20 protein-coding genes are annotated in these 18,459 nt (G+C 37.9%); 12 read left to right on the top strand and 8 right to left on the bottom strand.

Going from position 1 to position 18,459, the window contains the following annotated elements:
* Positions 1–38: 38 nt before the first annotated feature.
* Positions 39–1,223: a dipeptidase gene (locus tag BM015_RS18465; protein ID WP_090662299.1), complete on the bottom strand. Its 1,185-nt coding sequence runs from the start codon at positions 1,221–1,223 to the stop codon at positions 39–41.
* A 209-nt stretch (positions 1,224–1,432) separates the two neighbouring features.
* Between BM015_RS18465 and BM015_RS18470 the strand changes: the two genes are divergently transcribed.
* The 6 genes from BM015_RS18470 to BM015_RS18495 all read left to right on the top strand — a co-directional run bounded on the left by BM015_RS18470 (position 1,433) and on the right by BM015_RS18495 (position 7,152).
* A complete protein-coding gene (locus BM015_RS18470; protein WP_090662301.1) occupies positions 1,433–2,044 on the top strand; it encodes a TetR/AcrR family transcriptional regulator in 612 nt (203 codons plus the stop codon).
* A gap of 19 nt (positions 2,045–2,063) precedes the next feature.
* On the top strand, positions 2,064–3,005 hold the full coding sequence (locus tag BM015_RS18475; RefSeq protein ID WP_090662303.1) for an HlyD family secretion protein: 942 nt from the start codon (positions 2,064–2,066) through the stop codon (positions 3,003–3,005).
* 64 nt (positions 3,006–3,069) lie between these two features.
* The gene (locus BM015_RS18480; protein WP_090662305.1) at positions 3,070–3,984 is read left to right on the top strand and encodes an ABC transporter ATP-binding protein; all 915 of its coding nucleotides are present in this window, start codon (positions 3,070–3,072) and stop codon (positions 3,982–3,984) included.
* Position 3,985: 1 nt separating this feature from the next.
* Positions 3,986–4,732: an ABC transporter ATP-binding protein gene (locus tag BM015_RS18485; protein WP_090662307.1), complete on the top strand. Its 747-nt coding sequence runs from the start codon at positions 3,986–3,988 to the stop codon at positions 4,730–4,732.
* Positions 4,733–4,860: 128 nt separating this feature from the next.
* Positions 4,861–5,967 (top strand): ABC transporter permease, encoded by a 1,107-nt coding sequence (locus tag BM015_RS18490; RefSeq protein ID WP_090662309.1) that lies wholly within the window; start codon positions 4,861–4,863, stop codon positions 5,965–5,967.
* A 66-nt stretch (positions 5,968–6,033) separates the two neighbouring features.
* The gene (locus BM015_RS18495) at positions 6,034–7,152 is read left to right on the top strand and encodes an ABC transporter permease (protein ID WP_090662311.1); all 1,119 of its coding nucleotides are present in this window, start codon (positions 6,034–6,036) and stop codon (positions 7,150–7,152) included.
* Here the strand turns inward: BM015_RS18495 and BM015_RS18500 are convergent, their stop codons facing one another.
* Both BM015_RS18500 and BM015_RS18505 read right to left on the bottom strand, forming a co-directional pair.
* The gene (locus tag BM015_RS18500) at positions 7,153–7,962 is read right to left on the bottom strand and encodes a universal stress protein (RefSeq protein WP_177191957.1); all 810 of its coding nucleotides are present in this window, start codon (positions 7,960–7,962) and stop codon (positions 7,153–7,155) included.
* A 164-nt stretch (positions 7,963–8,126) separates the two neighbouring features.
* A complete protein-coding gene (locus BM015_RS18505; RefSeq protein ID WP_090662315.1) occupies positions 8,127–8,507 on the bottom strand; it encodes a hypothetical protein in 381 nt (126 codons plus the stop codon).
* Between the two features lie 107 nt (positions 8,508–8,614).
* Here BM015_RS18505 and BM015_RS18510 point away from each other — a divergent pair, with 107 nt between their 5' ends.
* The 3 genes from BM015_RS18510 to BM015_RS18520 all read left to right on the top strand — a co-directional run bounded on the left by BM015_RS18510 (position 8,615) and on the right by BM015_RS18520 (position 11,711).
* Complete coding sequence (locus tag BM015_RS18510) at positions 8,615–10,018, top strand: MBL fold metallo-hydrolase RNA specificity domain-containing protein (protein ID WP_090662317.1); 1,404 nt, start codon at positions 8,615–8,617, stop codon at positions 10,016–10,018.
* A 317-nt stretch (positions 10,019–10,335) separates the two neighbouring features.
* Positions 10,336–10,773: a hypothetical protein gene (locus tag BM015_RS18515; RefSeq protein ID WP_090662319.1), complete on the top strand. Its 438-nt coding sequence runs from the start codon at positions 10,336–10,338 to the stop codon at positions 10,771–10,773.
* Positions 10,774–10,994: 221 nt separating this feature from the next.
* The gene (locus BM015_RS18520; protein ID WP_090662321.1) at positions 10,995–11,711 is read left to right on the top strand and encodes a hypothetical protein; all 717 of its coding nucleotides are present in this window, start codon (positions 10,995–10,997) and stop codon (positions 11,709–11,711) included.
* Positions 11,712–11,809: 98 nt separating this feature from the next.
* On the opposite strand, the gene BM015_RS18525 is transcribed toward BM015_RS18520, so the two are convergent.
* Positions 11,810–13,009 carry a phosphoglycerate kinase gene (locus tag BM015_RS18525; RefSeq protein WP_090662323.1) on the bottom strand — a complete coding sequence of 400 codons (1,200 nt, stop codon included), beginning with the start codon at positions 13,007–13,009 and terminating at the stop codon, positions 11,810–11,812.
* 242 nt (positions 13,010–13,251) lie between these two features.
* On the opposite strand from BM015_RS18525, the gene BM015_RS18530 reads away from it, so the two are divergent.
* Entirely contained in the window at positions 13,252–14,328 is a 1,077-nt protein-coding gene (locus BM015_RS18530; RefSeq protein WP_090662325.1) for a DUF3810 domain-containing protein, read from the top strand.
* 49 nt (positions 14,329–14,377) lie between these two features.
* On the opposite strand, the gene BM015_RS18535 is transcribed toward BM015_RS18530, so the two are convergent.
* The 4 genes from BM015_RS18535 to BM015_RS18550 form a co-directional block, all read right to left on the bottom strand.
* A complete protein-coding gene (locus tag BM015_RS18535; protein WP_090662327.1) occupies positions 14,378–14,647 on the bottom strand; it encodes a type II toxin-antitoxin system RelE family toxin in 270 nt (89 codons plus the stop codon).
* A gap of 1 nt (position 14,648) precedes the next feature.
* Positions 14,649–14,849, bottom strand: a complete 201-nt coding sequence (locus BM015_RS18540) for a hypothetical protein (protein ID WP_090662329.1) — start codon at positions 14,847–14,849, stop codon at positions 14,649–14,651.
* A 72-nt stretch (positions 14,850–14,921) separates the two neighbouring features.
* Positions 14,922–16,049 (bottom strand): acyltransferase family protein, encoded by a 1,128-nt coding sequence (locus BM015_RS18545; protein WP_090662332.1) that lies wholly within the window; start codon positions 16,047–16,049, stop codon positions 14,922–14,924.
* An 86-nt stretch (positions 16,050–16,135) separates the two neighbouring features.
* Positions 16,136–16,378: a DUF2905 domain-containing protein gene (locus tag BM015_RS18550; RefSeq protein ID WP_245751493.1), complete on the bottom strand. Its 243-nt coding sequence runs from the start codon at positions 16,376–16,378 to the stop codon at positions 16,136–16,138.
* Between the two features lie 35 nt (positions 16,379–16,413).
* Here BM015_RS18550 and BM015_RS18555 point away from each other — a divergent pair, with 35 nt between their 5' ends.
* Together BM015_RS18555 and BM015_RS18560 are read left to right on the top strand one after the other, a co-directional pair.
* Positions 16,414–17,418, top strand: a complete 1,005-nt coding sequence (locus tag BM015_RS18555) for an alpha/beta hydrolase (RefSeq protein ID WP_090662336.1) — start codon at positions 16,414–16,416, stop codon at positions 17,416–17,418.
* 140 nt (positions 17,419–17,558) lie between these two features.
* Positions 17,559–18,455, top strand: coding sequence for a hypothetical protein (locus tag BM015_RS18560; RefSeq protein ID WP_090662338.1), 897 nt, complete (start codon positions 17,559–17,561; stop codon positions 18,453–18,455).
* Positions 18,456–18,459: the final 4 nt, after the last annotated feature.

The raw sequence follows: 18,459 nt of genomic DNA on the forward strand, positions 1-18,459 counted from the left end.
TATAAAACTTACATCTTATTTCTTGCGGTATCCTGCCATCACTTTGCTTCATTCGCTTTCAATACCCTTATAAAATTTCCACCAAGGATTTTTTCAATATCTGTTTTGCTGTAACCACGTTCCAGCAAAGCTTTTGTAATTAAAGGGTAGGCTGTAACATCATCCATATCCTGCGGTGGAAAACTAATGCCATCAAAATCGCTGCCCATACCTACATAGTCAACACCAACAAGCTTCACTATATGATCAAGATGATCGAGTATTAGGTGAAAAGGCGCCCGCATTTCTCTTACTTCATCAGCATATTTTAAAAACAACGCATTCCATGCAAAAAATTCATTTTTCCCTTCTTTAACAAGTGCTTCTTTTTCCGCTGCATGACGTGCTTCGAATGCTTTTTCCTTCCTGTCAAACCCGCTGTCTAAAAACCCCGAATAAAAATTCAATTGTATAACACCGCCGTTTTTGGCAATGGCTTTTATCTGGTCATCTTTTAAATTCCTTGGCACAGGGCAAATGGAATATGCATCGCTATGCGATGCAATAACCGGCTTTGTAGTAGTATTAATTACATCCCAAAAAGTTTTTTCACCCACATGGCTTACATCCACCATCATGCCTATCTTATTCATGTGCTGCACTATTTGTTTCCCAAAATCCGTGAGCCCCATTTTACGCTGCGATTGTGCAGAGTCTGTTTCGAACTTAGCGCTCGTGGCCCATTCATTATTATTATTCCAGGTCAGCGTTAAATAACGTGTACCGCGTGCATATAAATTATCAAGGTTGCTTAAACTGTTTTCAATCATGTGGCCGCCTTCCACGCCAATCATAGCCGCTAATTTATGTTGCTTTACGGCCTGCATTAATTCAGTTGAATTAGTTACGAGCATCATCTTTCCGGGGTTGCGTTTAACCCATGCATACAGCGTATCAATTTCCCGGTTGGCAAAAGCGTAAGGGTTTACCTGTGTGCCATCGCACCAGATGCTGAATACCTGCACATCCACGCCGGCTTTAAACATCCGGTTTAAATCACTGTGTGTTTTACCGGTAAGGTTTTGGTCGAAACTGTAGCCTTTTTCAAGACAGGTGCTGATAACATCATTATGCGTATCGCAAAGTATTGATTCAAAATGCAGCTTTTTATAATTCTGCGCATGCACATCTATAAAAGCAATAAAGGCAGCAGCGAAAAAGAGTAGTTTCATTATACTTTTCATGCGCTCAAATTAAAGATTTTTGCGAATTACGGCTTACTGCAATCTGCATTATAGAATATTTTATATTCTGAATATGCCGGAAAATATTCGGTTAAACTTTTGTTTTGCCACAGATGCACAGATAAATTCGTGCATCTGTGGCAATAATTATTTAATTCCATAAACAATCTATAAAAGTTTTATATTTGTTAACCATTTGGTTAAATCGTATGGTTAAAGACAAAGACCTTTCAACAGAGCAAAAGATTCTTGAAGCAGCCAAAGAGGTTTTCTTTGACAAAGGCATGCATGGCGCCCGCATGCAGGATATTGCCGATAAGGCTGGCATTAACAAGGCCATGCTGCATTATTATTTCCGAAGCAAGGATAAATTATTTGAAACAATTTTTATTGATGCCACCAATCATCTTTTTCCTATGTTAAGTTCCATACTTGAATCGGATAAAACCGTTTTTGAGAAAATAGAAGTATTATGCAGTGAATATATAAACCAGGTGGCCAAAATGCCCTACCTGCCCGTTTTTATATTAAGTGAAGCCAGCCGCCAGCAGGAACCATTTTTAAAAAAGTTATGGAAAAGGCAAAAGCCACCTTTAAAAGCTTTTACCGGCATGATTGAAACAGCTATCAAACAAAAAAAAATAAAACCTGTTCATCCTTTGCAATTGCTCATGAATATCTTATCATTATGCATATTTCCTTTCGCGGCGCAGCCAATTTTGCAGCATGCAGCGGGCATCAGCAAAAAAGATTATGAGGCAATGATTGAAGAAAGGAAAAAAATAGTTCCTCAGCTTATTATTCAATCTATAAAAAAGTAAACAATAAAATAGCCCCTTTATGTTTGCAATAAAAGAATATACATGTATTGCGGCCCTTGCAACGATTTTTTTTGCCTGCAACAATAATGAAAACCAGTTTGATGCTTCTGGCACATTTGAAACCGATGAAGTAATTGTTTCAGCGCAGTTAGGCGGGCAGATACTTGCCTTTAATGTGAACGAAGGCGATACTTTGCAGGAAGGCGCGGTTGTAGGCAAAATAGATTCCTTAAATGTATTGCTTCAAAAGCAGCAGGTGCAGGCTTCCATTCAATCGCTTAAAGAAAAAACAAGTGATGTGCGGCCCCAGGTAAAACTATTGGAAGACCAGCTTGCTGTTCAGCAAACGCAATTAAACAACCTTTTAAAAGACCAGCAACGGTTTGAAAATATGTTGAAGGATGGCGCCGTTACACAGCGGCAGGTGGATGATATAAACACACAGGTGGATGCTGCTAAGAAACAAATGCAGGTTACACAGCAGCAAATAAAAGTTCAGCAAACAAATACCGGCACACAAAACCGCAGCATATTAAGCGAAAAAGACCCGCTGCAAAAACAGGTGGCTCAACTGAGTGAACAATTATCAAAAGCAAATATTGTTAACCCAATCAATGGAACGGTGCTCACCAAATACGCGGAAGCAGGTGAAGTAACATCGCCGGGCAAAGCCTTATATAAAATTGCAGATATAAACTATCTCAATCTTCGTGCTTATATAACAGGCACACAACTTTCAACCATAAAGCTTAACCAGCCGGTTAAAGTTTATATTGATAGCGGCGCCAATCATTACCGCGAATATGCCGGAACAATTATATGGATATCTGATAAAGCCGAATTCACGCCAAAAACCATTCAAACAAAAGATGAAAGGGCCAATCTTGTATATGCTATAAAGGTTAAAGTAAAGAATGATGGCTATTTAAAGATTGGAATGTATGGAGAAGTTAAGCTATAAGCTGTTAGCTGCAAGCTATTGGCCAATACTGCAGCCCAAACAAGCTTACATCAATACATAAAATATGCAATCAGTAATTGTAAATAACCTTTCTAAAAATTACGGCAAGGAAAAAGAAATTAAGGCCGTAAAGGATGTTTCATTCGATGTTTCACCGGCGGAAATTTTTGGCATTATCGGGCCTGATGGCGCAGGAAAAACTTCACTGTTCCGCATGTTGACAACGCTGCTGCTGCCAGACAGCGGAAACGCATCTGTTGATGGCTCGGATATTGTAAAAGATTTTAAAGCTATCCGCAAAAAAGTTGGATACATGCCCGGCCGGTTTTCCCTGTACCAGGATTTAAGTGTTGAAGAGAACCTGAATTTTTTCGCCACCATTTTCAACACAACTATTGAAAAGAATTACGATCTCATTAAAGACATTTATATACAGATAGAGCCCTTTAAAAAAAGAAAGGCAGGCAAGCTATCGGGAGGCATGAAACAGAAGCTGGCATTGAGTTGTGCGCTGATTCACCGGCCTGTTGTTTTGTTTCTTGATGAACCAACAACAGGCGTTGATGCAGTTTCAAGAAAAGAGTTTTGGGATATGCTGAAACGCCTGAAACAACAAGGTATCACCATTCTTGTTTCAACGCCATATATGGATGAGGCCGGTTTGTGCGACCGCATTACTTTAATGCAACAGGGTAAACTGCTTTCAACCGGCACACCAACAGAAATAACCGGGTCGTTCAAACAAACTATCCTGGGCGTTAAAGCGGCAAATATGTATGACCTGCTGAAAGACCTGAATGCATATAATGCAATTGAAGATGCTTATGCTTTTGGCGAATATCATCATGCTGTAATGAAAGAAAATTCCAGTGAAGAAGCTTTGCAAAAATACCTTGAAGAAAAAGGAAATAAGGAACTCGTTATACAGCAAATTAAACCAACTATTGAAGATAGCTTTTTGCGCCTGATGAAAAGTTAATATGGCAAACGATATCATCATACAAACAGAACAACTTACCAAGCGCTTTGGTGATTTTATTGCTGTTGACCACATTTCGTTCGATGTGCATAAAGGAGAAATTTTTGGTTTCCTCGGTGCTAACGGAGCAGGTAAAACCACGGCTATGCGTATGTTGTGCGGGCTAAGCTTACCAACATCAGGCAAAGCAACCATTGCAGGTTTTGATATATATAAAAAAACGGAAGCTATTAAACGCAGCATTGGCTATATGAGCCAGAAATTTTCTTTGTATGAAGATTTAACAGTAAAAGAAAATATTCGTTTCTATGCCGGCATATATGGCATGAGCAATAAATACATAAAAGATAAAACAGCGCTTTTGCTGCAGCAACTGCACCTTGAAGATGAAGCCGATAAACTGGTTGGCTCATTACCATTAGGATGGAAACAAAAGCTGGCATTTTCTGTGGCTATATTTCATGAGCCGCAAATAGTTTTTTTAGACGAACCAACTGGCGGTGTTGATCCTGTAACGCGCCGTGAATTCTGGAACCTCATTTACGAGGCTTCGGCAAAAGGCATTACTGTTTTCGTAACTACGCATTATATGGATGAAGCTGAATACTGTAACCGTGTTTCTATTATGGTGGATGGAAGAATTGATGCATTGGATACACCGGTTGCATTAAAAGAAAATTTTAGTGCAGCATCTATGGATGAAGTTTTTCTGCAACTGGCAAGAAAGGCAACAAGAAATGACAGTTAGCAGATATAATTGAATGTTGTTGGTAAAGCAATCAATATTCAATACGCGATAATCAATATACAATATTCAAATGGTGCAAGTGTTTGTAATTAAAAAATCATAAAATATTTCTCTTTTAGAGCAGCGGCATGAAACAATTTTTTTCATTTATAAAAAAAGAATTCTACCACATCTGGCGCGACAGGCGGACTATGTTCATCCTGCTTGGAATGCCGCTTGCACAAATAATTATTTTCGGGTTTGCATTAACCAACGAAGTAAAGAATGAATCTATTGCCATACTTGACCAGTCAAAAGACGCTGCATCCTCGCAGATTATAAATAAAATAAGCGCCAGCCGTTATTTTAACGTTACGGCATTGCTGCATAATCCCGACGAAATAGCAAGAACTTTTCAAACCAATACGGCAAGAATAGTGCTTGTGCTGCCTTCAACATTCGGCGAAGACTTAAGGCATGTAAATAAAGCGCAGGTGCAATTAGTTACTGATGCATCAGACCCAAACATTGCAACCACTTTAATAAATTATGCAACGGCCATTATTACAGATTACCAGCAATCTTTAAATTCAACCGCAGTCATCCCCTACCAGATAAACGTGCAGTCCCGCATGCTGTACAACCCGCAGCTAAAGGGCGCTTACAGTTTTGTGCCCGGCGTAATGGCAATGGTGCTGATGCTTATCTGCACCATGATGACAGCCATAACCATTGTGCGGGAAAAAGAAACAGGCACCATGGAAGTAATGCTCGTATCGCCGGTGCAGCCCATGAAGATTGTGATGGCGAAGGCAATTCCTTATTTGCTTTTAACCGTTGTAAACATTACCAATATATTATTGTTAAGCGTGTTTGTGCTGGATGTGCCCATAAACGGAAGCCTTATACTGCTAACAGGCGAGAGCATTTTATTCACCATAACCTGTTTATCGTTTGGCTTACTTATTTCATCTGTTACAGACTCGCAGCAAACCGCTATGATGATCTCGATGATGGGCCTGTTTTTGCCAACAGTTATGTTAAGCGGCTTTATGTTTCCCATTGAAAATATGCCGCTGGCTTTGCGCATTGTATCAAACGTTGTGCCTTCAAGATGGTATTATGAAATAGTAGTGGCCGTAATGATAAAAGGCCTTGGCATATCAAGCATTTTAAAACAAACATTAGTACTCAGCGGAATGACAGTATTATTATTATCGCTGGCAATAAAAAATTTTAAAATAAGGCTGGAATAAGACACAAGTTATGAGCTATGGGCCTTGAGTGCTCATAGCTTGCGTCTCACAGCTAAAAGTTAATAAATGCGCACATTAAGATTTTTATTACAGAAAGAATTCAGGCAGATATTTCGCGATAAAAGCATACTGCGTGTAATATTTATTATGCCTGCTGTTCAATTACTCGTATTGCCCTGGGCTGCAGATTATGAAGTAAAAAATATAAACCTTGCAGTTGTTGACAATGACCGCAGCGATTATGCACAAAAGCTGGTTTCAAAAATTACGGCATCAGGTTATTTTAAACTTGACAGATACACAGCCTCATACGCAGATGCTTTGCATGAAATTGAAAAAAATAATGCTGATATCATACTTGAAATTCCTGCATCTTTTGAAAAAAATCTTATTAAAGAATCAGCTTCAACTTTGTTTATGGCAGTAAATGCCGTAAATGGTACAAAGGCAGGGCTTGGCGCATCGTACCTGCAAACTATTGTAAGAAATTTTAATGAAGATATACGAACAAAATGGGTGCAGGCGCCACGTTTTAATACGCAGTCACAAATTGACGTAACACATTCCAACTGGTTTAACCTGCACATGAACTATAAATCTTTTATGGTGCCCGGCATTATTGTAATTCTTGTAACCATGGTGGGTTCATTTATTGCTGCCGTAAATATTGTACGGGAAAAAGAAATAGGCACAATTGAGCAGATAAATGTTACGCCGATAAGAAAATATCATTTCATATTAGGCAAGCTTATTCCCTTTTGGGTGCTTGGGCTGGTTATACTTACAACCGGTTTAACCATTGCTTATCTTGCTTATGGCATTATACCCGTTGGCAGCATATTCGTGATTTATGTGTTTGCAGCCGTGTACCTGCTTGCTGTGTTAGGTTTAGGATTACTGGTTTCAACGTTTTGCAATACACAGCAGCAAGCTATGTTAAGTGCCTTTTTTTTAATGATGATATTTGTAATGCTCAGCGGTTTATACACTTCCATTACGAGCATGCCTGTATGGGCGCAGTGGGTAACAAAGTTTAACCCGGTTACCTATTTTATTGAAGTGATGCGGTCTATAGTTTTAAAGGGCAGCACGTTTGCAGACATTAGTAAAAACCTGCTCATTGTTTTTGGGTTTGCTGTTGTGCTGAATACATGGGCGGTACTCAGCTACAGGAAACGTGCCTGATTAATGCAGCACCATTATTGGCATCCAGGGATGCAATATCATTCGCTTTGACTGGCTTATATGAAACAGGTTTTGAAAAAAGCCATATTCCTTCGGCTGAAGTATTACAAGATCAATTTTAAATTCATCAGCAAAAGCTTCAATGCCCTTTACCACATCGTCATGCTCTATTATGTGAAAATCTGTTTTATTAACCATAAGGCCTGCAGGTAATAAGGTAGTGTTTATAACATCTTCGCTATTAAAATTGCTGTCTTTACTTATATGCACCACATGCAACACTGAACCAAATGCATCCTGCACATATTTTATCTCTTTGGCAGGAATGCTTTCTGCATCTTTAAGATCGCATGCATAAGCAATGGAAGCAATTTTGTTCCATGTTTTATGATTTGGTATAATCATAACCGGGCAACGCAGCTTTTTTGCGGTGTTCAAACTTCTGCTATCGAGAAAAAAACGGTTTACTGTGTTTAATTCATCGTGTGTGCCCATTACTATAGCAAACGGTGTTATCGTTTCACTTAATTTACTCAGCTCTTTTTCCAATCGGCCAACAGACAGTATCTTTTTTATTGAAAGTTTATTTGCAGTTCTTTTCAGTAATTGTGCCTCAAGCCCATCAAGCCTTTCATCTGTATTTTCATCAATTAATGCATCAATTATGCCTGCTTCACTGTAAGCATATATGTATTCATTCACATGCATAATTACTAATTGCGCATGCAAAGCCATTGCCATATCTGCAGCATAGTTAACCGCATTTACCGAAACTTCAGAAAAATCTGTAGGCGCTATAATCATCTTCATGCTCATAGTTTAAATTTTATTTTATCGCCGTTTGCAAAATATATAACATTAAAAAGAATCCGACTCACGGTTTGCAATATAATAATACAGTCACATATTCTGTAAAGACAAAACAATATAACCTGCAGTTTAAAACTGCAGGAAACAAGCATCTGTTATTGCAATTAGTTTGATGAGTTAGCTGCAATGTGCAAAGCAAAAGCAGCAATGGCTGTATCTTTCAAAAGATTGATTAATGAAAGCTGCCTGTATTCAATATTGCTGCCGTTAAGAAAATTGGGAAGATGAATGGTGAGCACAAAAATAAACAGCAATATAGCAAGTAAATAAGCGGCGAGCTTTACCTTTTTATTAGTGATAAATGCTACTGCCGCAAGAATAAACGCCGCCCCCGGAATATATACCCATAAATTTCCGACAGCAGGCAGGAACGAAGGCACATAGGTTATAAGATTCTGAGGAGAAACAAAATGGTAGATACCAAATACTGCCATTACTAAAGCCAATAAAATAATGGCAAAACGGGAAATTGTTTGTTCGTTCATGATGGCAAGTTTTAGAGTATTAAGTTACGAACTTTATTTTGCAGTTAACAATTTATCTGCATTTATAAAACACAGGCGCTTATCTTTAATCAACTAATATTGTTTTTATGAAGATTGCTTTTCATGGCGCTGCAAGAACGGTTACGGGTTCAAAACATCTAATTACATTAAACAACGGTAAAAAAATTTTGCTTGACTGTGGCATGTTCCAGGGGCTTGGAAAAGATACATTTCCACTTAATAACAGCTTTGGCTTTGACGCAGCTTCAGTAAACTACCTGTTATTATCGCATGCACACATTGATCACAGCGGTCTTATCCCAAAGCTTGTGAAAGAAGGCTTTAACGGGAAAATATTCTGCACACCTGCAACAAAAGATTTGTCTGCCGTATTGCTTATGGACAGTGCAGAAATTCAGCGCGACGATACGGGTTATACCAATAAAAAAAGAATTAAAAAAGGCCTTGAGCCTTATGATCCTTTATACGATATAAGCGATGTACAAAAAGCAATGCCTTTGTTTACAATCGTTAATTATAATAACTGGTTTACGGTTGATGAAGGCATTAAAGTTTTATATACCGATACCGGCCATATAACCGGCTCTGCCGCCGTGCACGTGCGCATAACAGAAAACGGCGTTACGAGGCAGATTTCTTTCAGCGGCGATGTGGGAAGATATAACGATATGATATTGCGGAAGCCTGAAACATTTCCGCAGGCTGATTATATTATTACTGAAAGCACGTATGGCAATAGCCTGCACCAGCGCATTACAAATACAGCAGAAGATTTTTATGAATGGATTGAATCAACATGCATACACAAAAAAGGCAAGCTGATTATCCCTGCATTTAGTGTGGGCCGCACACAGGAACTGTTATACCTGTTAAACGAATTAAGCCTTGAGAAACAGCTTAAGGGCATTCCTGTTTTTGTAGACAGCCCTTTGAGCTATGAAGCTACAACTGTAGTAAAACAGCATCCTGAAAACTTCAATATCAACATACAGGAACTTTTAAAAAGAGATGATGATCCGTTTACTTTTCCGGAATTGAAATTTATTGAAAACGTAGATGAAAGCAAAAGGCTGAACGACGATCATCGCCCGATGATCATTATTGCCGCAAGCGGTATGGCAGATGCCGGGCGCATAAAACATCATATAAAAAACAATATTGGCAATAACAGGAACACTATTTTAATTGTTGGTTATTGCGAACCAGGTTCCCTTGGCGGCGCTTTAATGAATAATGTAAAACGCGTAAGGATATTTAGCGAGGAATTTGATGTAATTGCACAGGTTGGTGTAATGCGCAGCATGAGCGCACACGGCGATTATAATGATCTGCTCCAATTTCTAAAGTGTCAGCAACCCGAAGCTGTCAATAAAGTTTTTATTGTACATGGAGAATATAAAGTGCAGATAGATTTCAGGGAAAAGCTGCAGAAAGCCGGTTTTAAAAACGTGTTTATACCGGCTTTGCACCAGGAATTTATATTGGAATAACTATACAGTATTCCTGTGTATTTTGTTTGGCTCCTTGTGCGGAAAACCTTTAATTATTTCATCTGCATCAACCTTTACCCCCTATCCTATTCCGTTCAATAATTGTTCGTTTCCGGACAGTTGAAATAATCGTCTTTTTTACAACAGCCACTTATCAATCTATACAACCCCTTATGCTCTAAAAATTGCCAAATACTTGTTAAATGGCATAATGGTATTTGCTTTGAAATATCCTTCCACGACTAAAGCAGGCAAAAAATCAGCTAACAAAGTCATCAGCAAAAAAGTGACATATAAAAGGAAATAAAAACTAACAAATGAAAAGGACATTATTTATCAGCGCTACAGCATTTATTACAGCAGCATGCTCTATTTTTTATTTTGTAAAAAACACCGCAACCGCACCCACAACAAATAAAAATATAAACGTGGAAGTGTATAAAACGGCAAGTTATATATCGGCTGCCTATTCTAATACCACCGCCTCTTTGCAGGTAACAGTACTGCGTGTAAAAAAGAATGTGAGGGATACAGTGTGGCAGCATAATTTTCAGCCAACAGAATTAAAGGATTATCCGGAGATGAATAAACCCATCACACAAAAAATATTAATCCCAAATGTGAATGATGCCAAAGAGCAATTGGAAATTTACTATAGCGTAACTTACAACTCTAAAGGCAACATTTTAAACTACTGGAATTATACAACAGTTGGCCGGGGCCAGCAGGATGGTAAGCTGGCCATACAGATATAACCCGCCCCGTGATGAATATAAGCATACGAGAGCGGCTTTTACCGCTCTCTTTTATTATATACATCATTAAAGTGTTTATAATAATACAGGCCTGTATTTTGCAGTTCTGAAATTTATGCAGAAATTGTTTGCACAGTATTTAACTTTTAAACCTGCCGGTAAAAACGGTATCAAAATAAAACTGTTGTTATAATAATTTAAGACCATTAAAATTCAGGTGTATGAAATCGTTATCAGAAACATGGTTTGCAGACGGGTACATAGATTTTGAATTGAAAAAATACACGCTGCTCGCTTATTTACAGGAAGTAAATAAATATTTTGATGAGCATAAATTATACCCGCAACTGGCAGATGTAATATTTCATTATAACAATCTTGTTTCCTTCAGGAAAAACAAAAAGTTTTTGCAGGAGCACTTTCCCAAAAAGCTTACGGGGATTCAAATTCAGAAGCTGCAGTTATTGTATGAACAAATGATGGAAGACGATGATGTAATGCAGCAACTTGAAGAAATAATTTTTTATGCAGCACGTGAAATGCAGGCAACTATCAGCAACGGTACAGAATTGTATGAAATGATAGAAGATAAACTGAAAATATCACCGGTTGGCATTATTCCGCTGGAACAACATGAAGGTTATTTTTTTCTAAGCAATAAATTATCAGCTACGAGAGTGTATCAATATCGTTTAAGCATTTATGAAAAACATGATGAAAAATTCCGAAGCATCCGCACAGAATTTATCAATACATGGTACCGCAGTTTTGTAAATACATTCGAACATATAAAAACTGAGTTGGTGCGGAACCGTTCACAACTGCCCAACCCTGCGGTTTATGTTATTGAAGCTGATATTAATTTACCCGTTGAAGAAACGCTATTGCCAATTGCAAAGAGATGTTTGGTAAGATATATTTCAAAGTCCCGCCATTAAAGGAAGTTAAGGCTTAAAAACAACATTTAAACCTTCGGTAATACATATAAAAGAGGCTTGCAAAATGCAAGCCTCTTTTATATAATTCAAATCGAAAATTATTCATTAATGGCAGCAATACCCGGCAACGTTTTGCCTTCAAAAAATTCAAGCATCGCACCGCCACCGGTGGATACATAGCTTACCTTATCTGCAAAACCAAACTGGTTTACAGCAGCCACGCTATCGCCGCCGCCCACCAAAGAAAAAGCGCCGTTTTCGGTGGCTTTAACAACAGCTTCTGCAATTGTTTTGGTGCCATGCTGAAAACACTCCATTTCAAACACACCCATCGGGCCATTCCATAAAATGGTTTTTGCGTTAAGAATAACTTTTGTAAACATATCGCAGGCCATTGAACCAATATCCAGGCCCATCCATCCATCAGGAATATCAGTGCTTACAGATGAAGATATATCAGCATCATTGGCAAACTTATCAGCAATAATGGAATCGCTTGGCAAGTGAATGCATACATTTTTTTCTGCCGCCTTCGCCATTATTTCTTTAGCTGTACCAAGACGGTCTTCTTCACACAAAGAAGCCCCTATTTTTCCCCCTTCCGCCTTAAAGAATGTATAAGCCATGCCGCCGCCAATTATTATATCATTAGCCTTTTCCAAAAGGTTTTCAAGAATTAAAATTTTATCGCTCACTTTAGCGCCTCCAATAATGGCTACAAACGGTTTTTCAGAGCTATGCAACACCTTCTCAGCCGAAGCAACTTCGCTTTCCATCAGCAAACCAAACATGCGTCTTTCTTTCGGGAAGAATTTTGCAATTACAGCAGTTGAAGCATGTGCACGGTGCGCTGTTCCAAAGGCATCATTCACATATACATCGCCCAGCTTTGAAAGCTTTTCTGCAAAAGCTTCATCTCCTTTTTCTTCCTGCTTATAAAAGCGAAGGTTTTCAAGCAGCAGCACATCGCCGGGTTTTAATGCAGCCGCTTTTTGTTGTGCATCTTCACCAATACAATCATCGGCAAATTGAATTTGTTTCCCATCAAGCAATTCGCTTAAATGGCTTACAAGATGTTTTAAGGAAAACTTATCTTCCGGGCCTTCTTTTGGCCTGCCGAGATGGCTCATTAAAATCACGCTGCCGCCGTCGTTCAATATTTTTTTGATGGTAGGAATGGCAGCTCTCATTCTTGTATCGTCTTTTATTTCCAGCGTTTGTTTGTCAAGCGGAACATTAAAGTCAACGCGGATTAGTGCGCGCTGATCTGCAAAATTGTAATCAGAAAATTTGCTCATTGTTGTTGTAATTATTATTATAAAGCAATGCGGCGAAAATACTTAAGAAATACCAGCAATAAACAAGCCACCCATAATTAATACGCCTGTTCAAAAGTTTACACATTTACGGGCTCACAGGCTGATGCCACCAAATTCTATCTTCTTACATTTCAACTTATCAGCTATTCAACCAATCAACTGATATTTATACGCCTTTTAAGAATTTTTTTACAACCCGATACTTTTATATTCGCATCAGCATGCAATGGATACAAAACAAAAAATGGTGGTTCAGGCCCTTAATATTATTACTCGTTGTTATATTGTTGCATGTGCTTGCATTGTGGCCCTGGTTTATTGAAAATGTTTACAGCGCTTATATCTACCCGCCCATTGCATATATATTAAGGTTACTTACCGGCTGGATCCCTTTCAGTATTGGCGATGTATTATACGGGCTTGCCATTATCTGGGTTATTGCAAAAACAATTAAGTTTTTTAAACACAAGCCAACATGGAAAAGATTTGCCCTTGCCATTCGCAGTTTCACGGTTAAGTGTTTATGGATGTATATTATTTTTTTACTGTTATGGGCGCTCAATTATTATCGCTATGGCATTGGATATAAAATGCACCTTTTTCCCGACAGGTATAATACCGAAGATTTAAGAATTGTTACAGCACAGATAAGAGAAGAATTAAATGCAAACAGGAAACTGATGGACAGCCTGCATTTAAATTACGGTGACAGTAAAAACATTTTTAAGCAAGCGGCTGGTTTATACGATGTGGCAAAAACAACCTATCCTTATTTGAATTACCCAAATCATTCCGTTAAAAAAATGCTTGCGGGCGATATAGGCAGCTATGGCGGGTTTCTTGGTTATTACAATCCTTTTACGGGCGAAGCACAGGTAAATGCAAAAATGCCAACGTTTATCATACCATTTACAACCTGCCACGAAATTGGCCACCAGCTTGGCTTTGCCAGCGAAAGCGAAGCGAGTTTTGCAGGCTTTTTAGCAGTTAAATCGGGCAATTTGCCGCAGTTTAATTACTCTGCTTATTTTGATATGTTTTTGTATGCCAACAGCGAATTATTCAGCCGGGATTCTGTTGCAGCGAAACAAAATGTACAGCAGCTCGATACACTGGTAAAAAAAGATTTGAATGAATACAAACAATATTTAAAGGATTACCGTAACCCGCTTGAGCCGCTGCTTACAAAACTTTATGGCAATTATTTAAAAGCGCATAATCAGCCAAAAGGCATTGAGAGTTATGATGAGGTGGTTGCCTGGCTTATTGCTTATTATAAAAAGTATGGAAGTTTATAACACCGCTCCTGTAAGTTTTCTCTTTCGATTTAAAACCAAACCAATTTATTTAAGGGAAATACTTATAAATTTCTTTTCGGTGCAGTACACGTTTTAATTCAATCCTGTTTTCCAATCTGTATATTCCCATTCTGTAATCACCAAATCTTATTTTGTAAAAATTCTTATGTCCCTTCATTTTTTCTGCAAAGTCGATTTCTTCCAATGAACTTACAAGCTGCAATTCTTCAAAAATAAAATGCTCTATCTCTTTCCTTCGTTTAACAGGAAAAACTTTAGCCAGATCTTTAAGGAATGTTTTGGTAAAAACAACCTCCACACTATTTCTTTTTCAGTTTTTTATAGTATGCTTTTGCTTCATTCAATGTAAGCTTCTCCTCAGTATCTGTTTCTTTCATGTATTGGGCTAAGGCGTAATCTTCAAGCACTTCTTCAAGACGTTTAAAAACTTTTATGTCTAACTGAACAGCAATAGGTTCTTGTTCTTTGTTAATGATATATTTTTCATTAAGGTCTAACATAAATTAAAAGTATAAATATTTTTTCGCATAAAAAACGCTGCCCTTTGCAGTATGAGGTAATTTGATTCAGGATTACACCCGCACATAAATCTTTTTCTTATCCAAAACATAACCAATCAGCCAGCAATACAACATATAGCATATCGCAAATAACAATGCCCCGGTATAAGCCCCGCTATAAGCAAAAATGTTATGGTAAATCCATCTGTATAAATTCGTATCTCCAACCGGAATCATATACAGGATTATAACAGACAATTCTGAAAGCATGTAAATAAACAATGGGTTCTTTCCAAACACCTCAAAGAAATAAACGCCTGTTCTTTTATTTAAGAAATCAACATAATACATGATGCAGGCAAGCAGCATACAATCAAGCCCAACCGTATGCAAAACAAAACTGCTTGTCCATATTTTTTTGTTGATGGGGAAACCATAGTTCCACCAAAAAGCAACTATTAAAATAATAAAACCGGCCATCAATAATTTGGCAAGGCCCTCGTAAGTTTTGCCATGTTGTTGCACATATTTACCAACAATATATCCGCCCACTACATTACCAATGGAAGGCAATGTACTCAGGAAACCTTCGGGATCGAACGGAAAGCCTTCTCCCCTGTACAAATGATGTTCGCCAACAAGCCAGGTATCCAAACGCAACACTGCGTTGGTATGCACGTCAAGCGGATCGGCGCCCGTGCCGAAATAAACCATCACGGGCCAGTATAAAAGAAGTATAAGTGCAGAGATGATAACCGTGGTTCTTGTTCCTAAAAAATACAACATTAATGATGCGAAGCAATAAGCCAGTGCAATGCGCTGCAGCACGCCAAATATTCTCGTGTTGGCAATAGGTGATAATATAAGATGATGCTGATCGTTGTATTCAAAAAAAGGAAACCAGTATAACAAATAGCCGCATAAAAAAATGATGAGAGTGCGCTTAAAAATTTTGCCCAGCACCGCGCCGGTACGCATTTCGCTCCAGCGGCGCATAACAAAACTCATGGCATTGCCCACTGCAAACATGAAAGAAGGAAACACAAAGTCTGTGGGCGTGAAGCCGTTCCAGTGCGCATGTTTAAGCGGTGCAAAAGTGGTGGCGCCATTGCCCGATGTGTTTACAATAATCATAAGGCAAATGGTCATGCCCCTGAAAACATCCAGCGCAAGGAAACGCTGTTTCGCAATTGATTGCATCTAAGTAAAAATTAATAGGTAATGAATAAAGCAGCAGCAATGTTAACTGCGTTAAAGATAGCTGTTTGAAAACATCAACCGCTATTTTAAAAGAATTTTTTAAAGATGTTGATAAGAATGGTAAGCACAATACTAATGATGATCATGGTAACAACAGGAAAATAAAAACGGAAGTTTTCTTTTTCAATACGAATATCACCAGGCAGTTTTCCCAGCCAGTTCAGCTTATCATAAAAGAAATAAATAAGCACGCCAATGATCACGATTATAATGCCTGCAACAATTATCCATTTACCTGTTTGCGGATTCATCATGCAAAGTTCAGACATTCGTTTATAAATTTACTGCATACAAAGCCCGGCTTATGTTCAAAAAAAAATGGTTTAAAATCCTGCTTATTGTTTTTATAATTCTTGTAATCGTTTACCAATTTGGCCCGCATCCTGCAACGCCGGTATATTCAGCAACATTACCGGCAGTTCCTTCCAATACCGCAGCGCTTGAACATTATATTGACAGCAATGAAGCACTGCATAAAATTAAACCCGGTAATGAAGCAAGGATCGTTTGGTTTGATTCGGCCAAAACAAAAACAGAATATGCTATTGTGTACCTGCATGGTTTTTCTGCAAGCCAGGAAGAAGGCCGGCCCATTCATACCAATATTGCAAAAGAGTTTGGCTGCAATTTGTATTTAAGCCGTTTGGCAGAGCATGGCATTGACACAACGCAGCCCATGATAAACCTCACGCCGGAAAAATTATGGGAAAGCGCCAAACAGGCTTTGGAAATAGGCAAACAATTAGGCAGCAAAGTAATTTTAATGAGCACTTCCACCGGCGGTACGCTGGCTTTAAAATTAGCAGCAGATTATCCAAACGATGTGTATGCGCTGGTAATGATGTCGCCCAACATTGCCATCTTCGACAGCCGCTCCTCTCTTTTAAACAATCACTGGGGATTGCAAATTGCACGCACCCTTACCGGCAGCCATTATGTAACGGCAAAAGATACAAGCGCTGTTTATAAGCAATACTGGTACCAGCAATATCCTTTGGAAGCTGCAACGCAATTGCAGGAGTTGATTGAAACCACCATGAATAAATCAACTTTTGAAAAAGTGAAGCAGCCTGTATTAATGCTGTATTATTATAAAGATGATGTGCACCAGGATAGCGTTGTAAATGTGCCCGCCATGCTGAAGATGTTTGATAAATTAGGTTCTGATAAGAAAGTAAAAACAGCGATGCCAAATGTGGGCAACCATGTAATGGGCAGTTATGTAAAATCGAAAGATTTACTGGATGTGCAACAGGCGATTGAAAAGTTTATGGAAAGGACACTGGGGATGAAGAAGAGTGGGGATTGAAAACAATATTGTGCTGTTTCTTGTTGTTCTTTTGAATTATTTCGTTGGTGAAGAATACTAACGAAGGCGAAATGCTGAACACTAAGGATTTAAGGAATTAGATTAATTAATAATTTTAAGGAATTACTTATAATTTTTAAATGGCAAGAAAGAAAAACACGAAAAAAAATAAGTTACCTATCATTCAAAAAAAGGTTGAATCAATAAAGGAAAATGAAAATAGTTTTAAAAGCTTTTTTAAAAAAAGTAAATTAATCATTAGTGCAATTATCCTGGTCTTAGGAGGATTAGCAAGTTGGATCACAATAAAAAGTGAGTGGTTTAAATCAGATAAAGAAAAAGCTGACGAAGAAACAATCTGGCAAGGGAACTTAAAACCACCTTTTGTAAAAAAGCCACAAGTAAAAACTGATGAAGGTCTAGATGTATATCTTGCTGAAAACTCTCCTAATTTCAATGAGATCAATAAAAAAAATCTTCTTAAAGTAAGTGGCATTCATGTTATAGACTTCCATCCAAATCAGGACATTTATGTTGAAATAGCAGATCGTGTAGTTTACTTTCCAATTAAATATTTATATAATGGGGTAGATATATTAAAAACAGCAAAAAAAGATTGCAGTAATGCTAATATTATAATGGGATTAAAAGATAACAGGCTTTATATTTCAACAGAATTTAAAAGATTACAAAATGAAGAAACTTTAGGAACTATCGAGTTCAATCATTGGACTGTATTCAAAGAAAATGCACTGAGATATCCTTTACAAAATGACACAATGTTCGAGGTGAGAGATAAACAAAATCAAATAGTATTTTCAATTAAGTATGGAACCTTGGAAGCAGATTTCAATCATGAAGGACACCCAACTCAAGGTGCAATAATAAAAGGCTATTTTATAGGTGACACTGCAATAGCTATTATTCCTGATACTTTTTCAGAATATCAAAAAGGTCAATATTGCATATCAAAATCTGATTCAAATTGGAAGCAGAAAGCTCAAATGCTAATATCTCAAATAAGTTCGATATTTTGAATTC

It is taken from the genome of Parafilimonas terrae, from assembly GCF_900115755.1.
GTDB lineage: Bacteria > Bacteroidota > Bacteroidia > Chitinophagales > Chitinophagaceae > Parafilimonas > Parafilimonas terrae.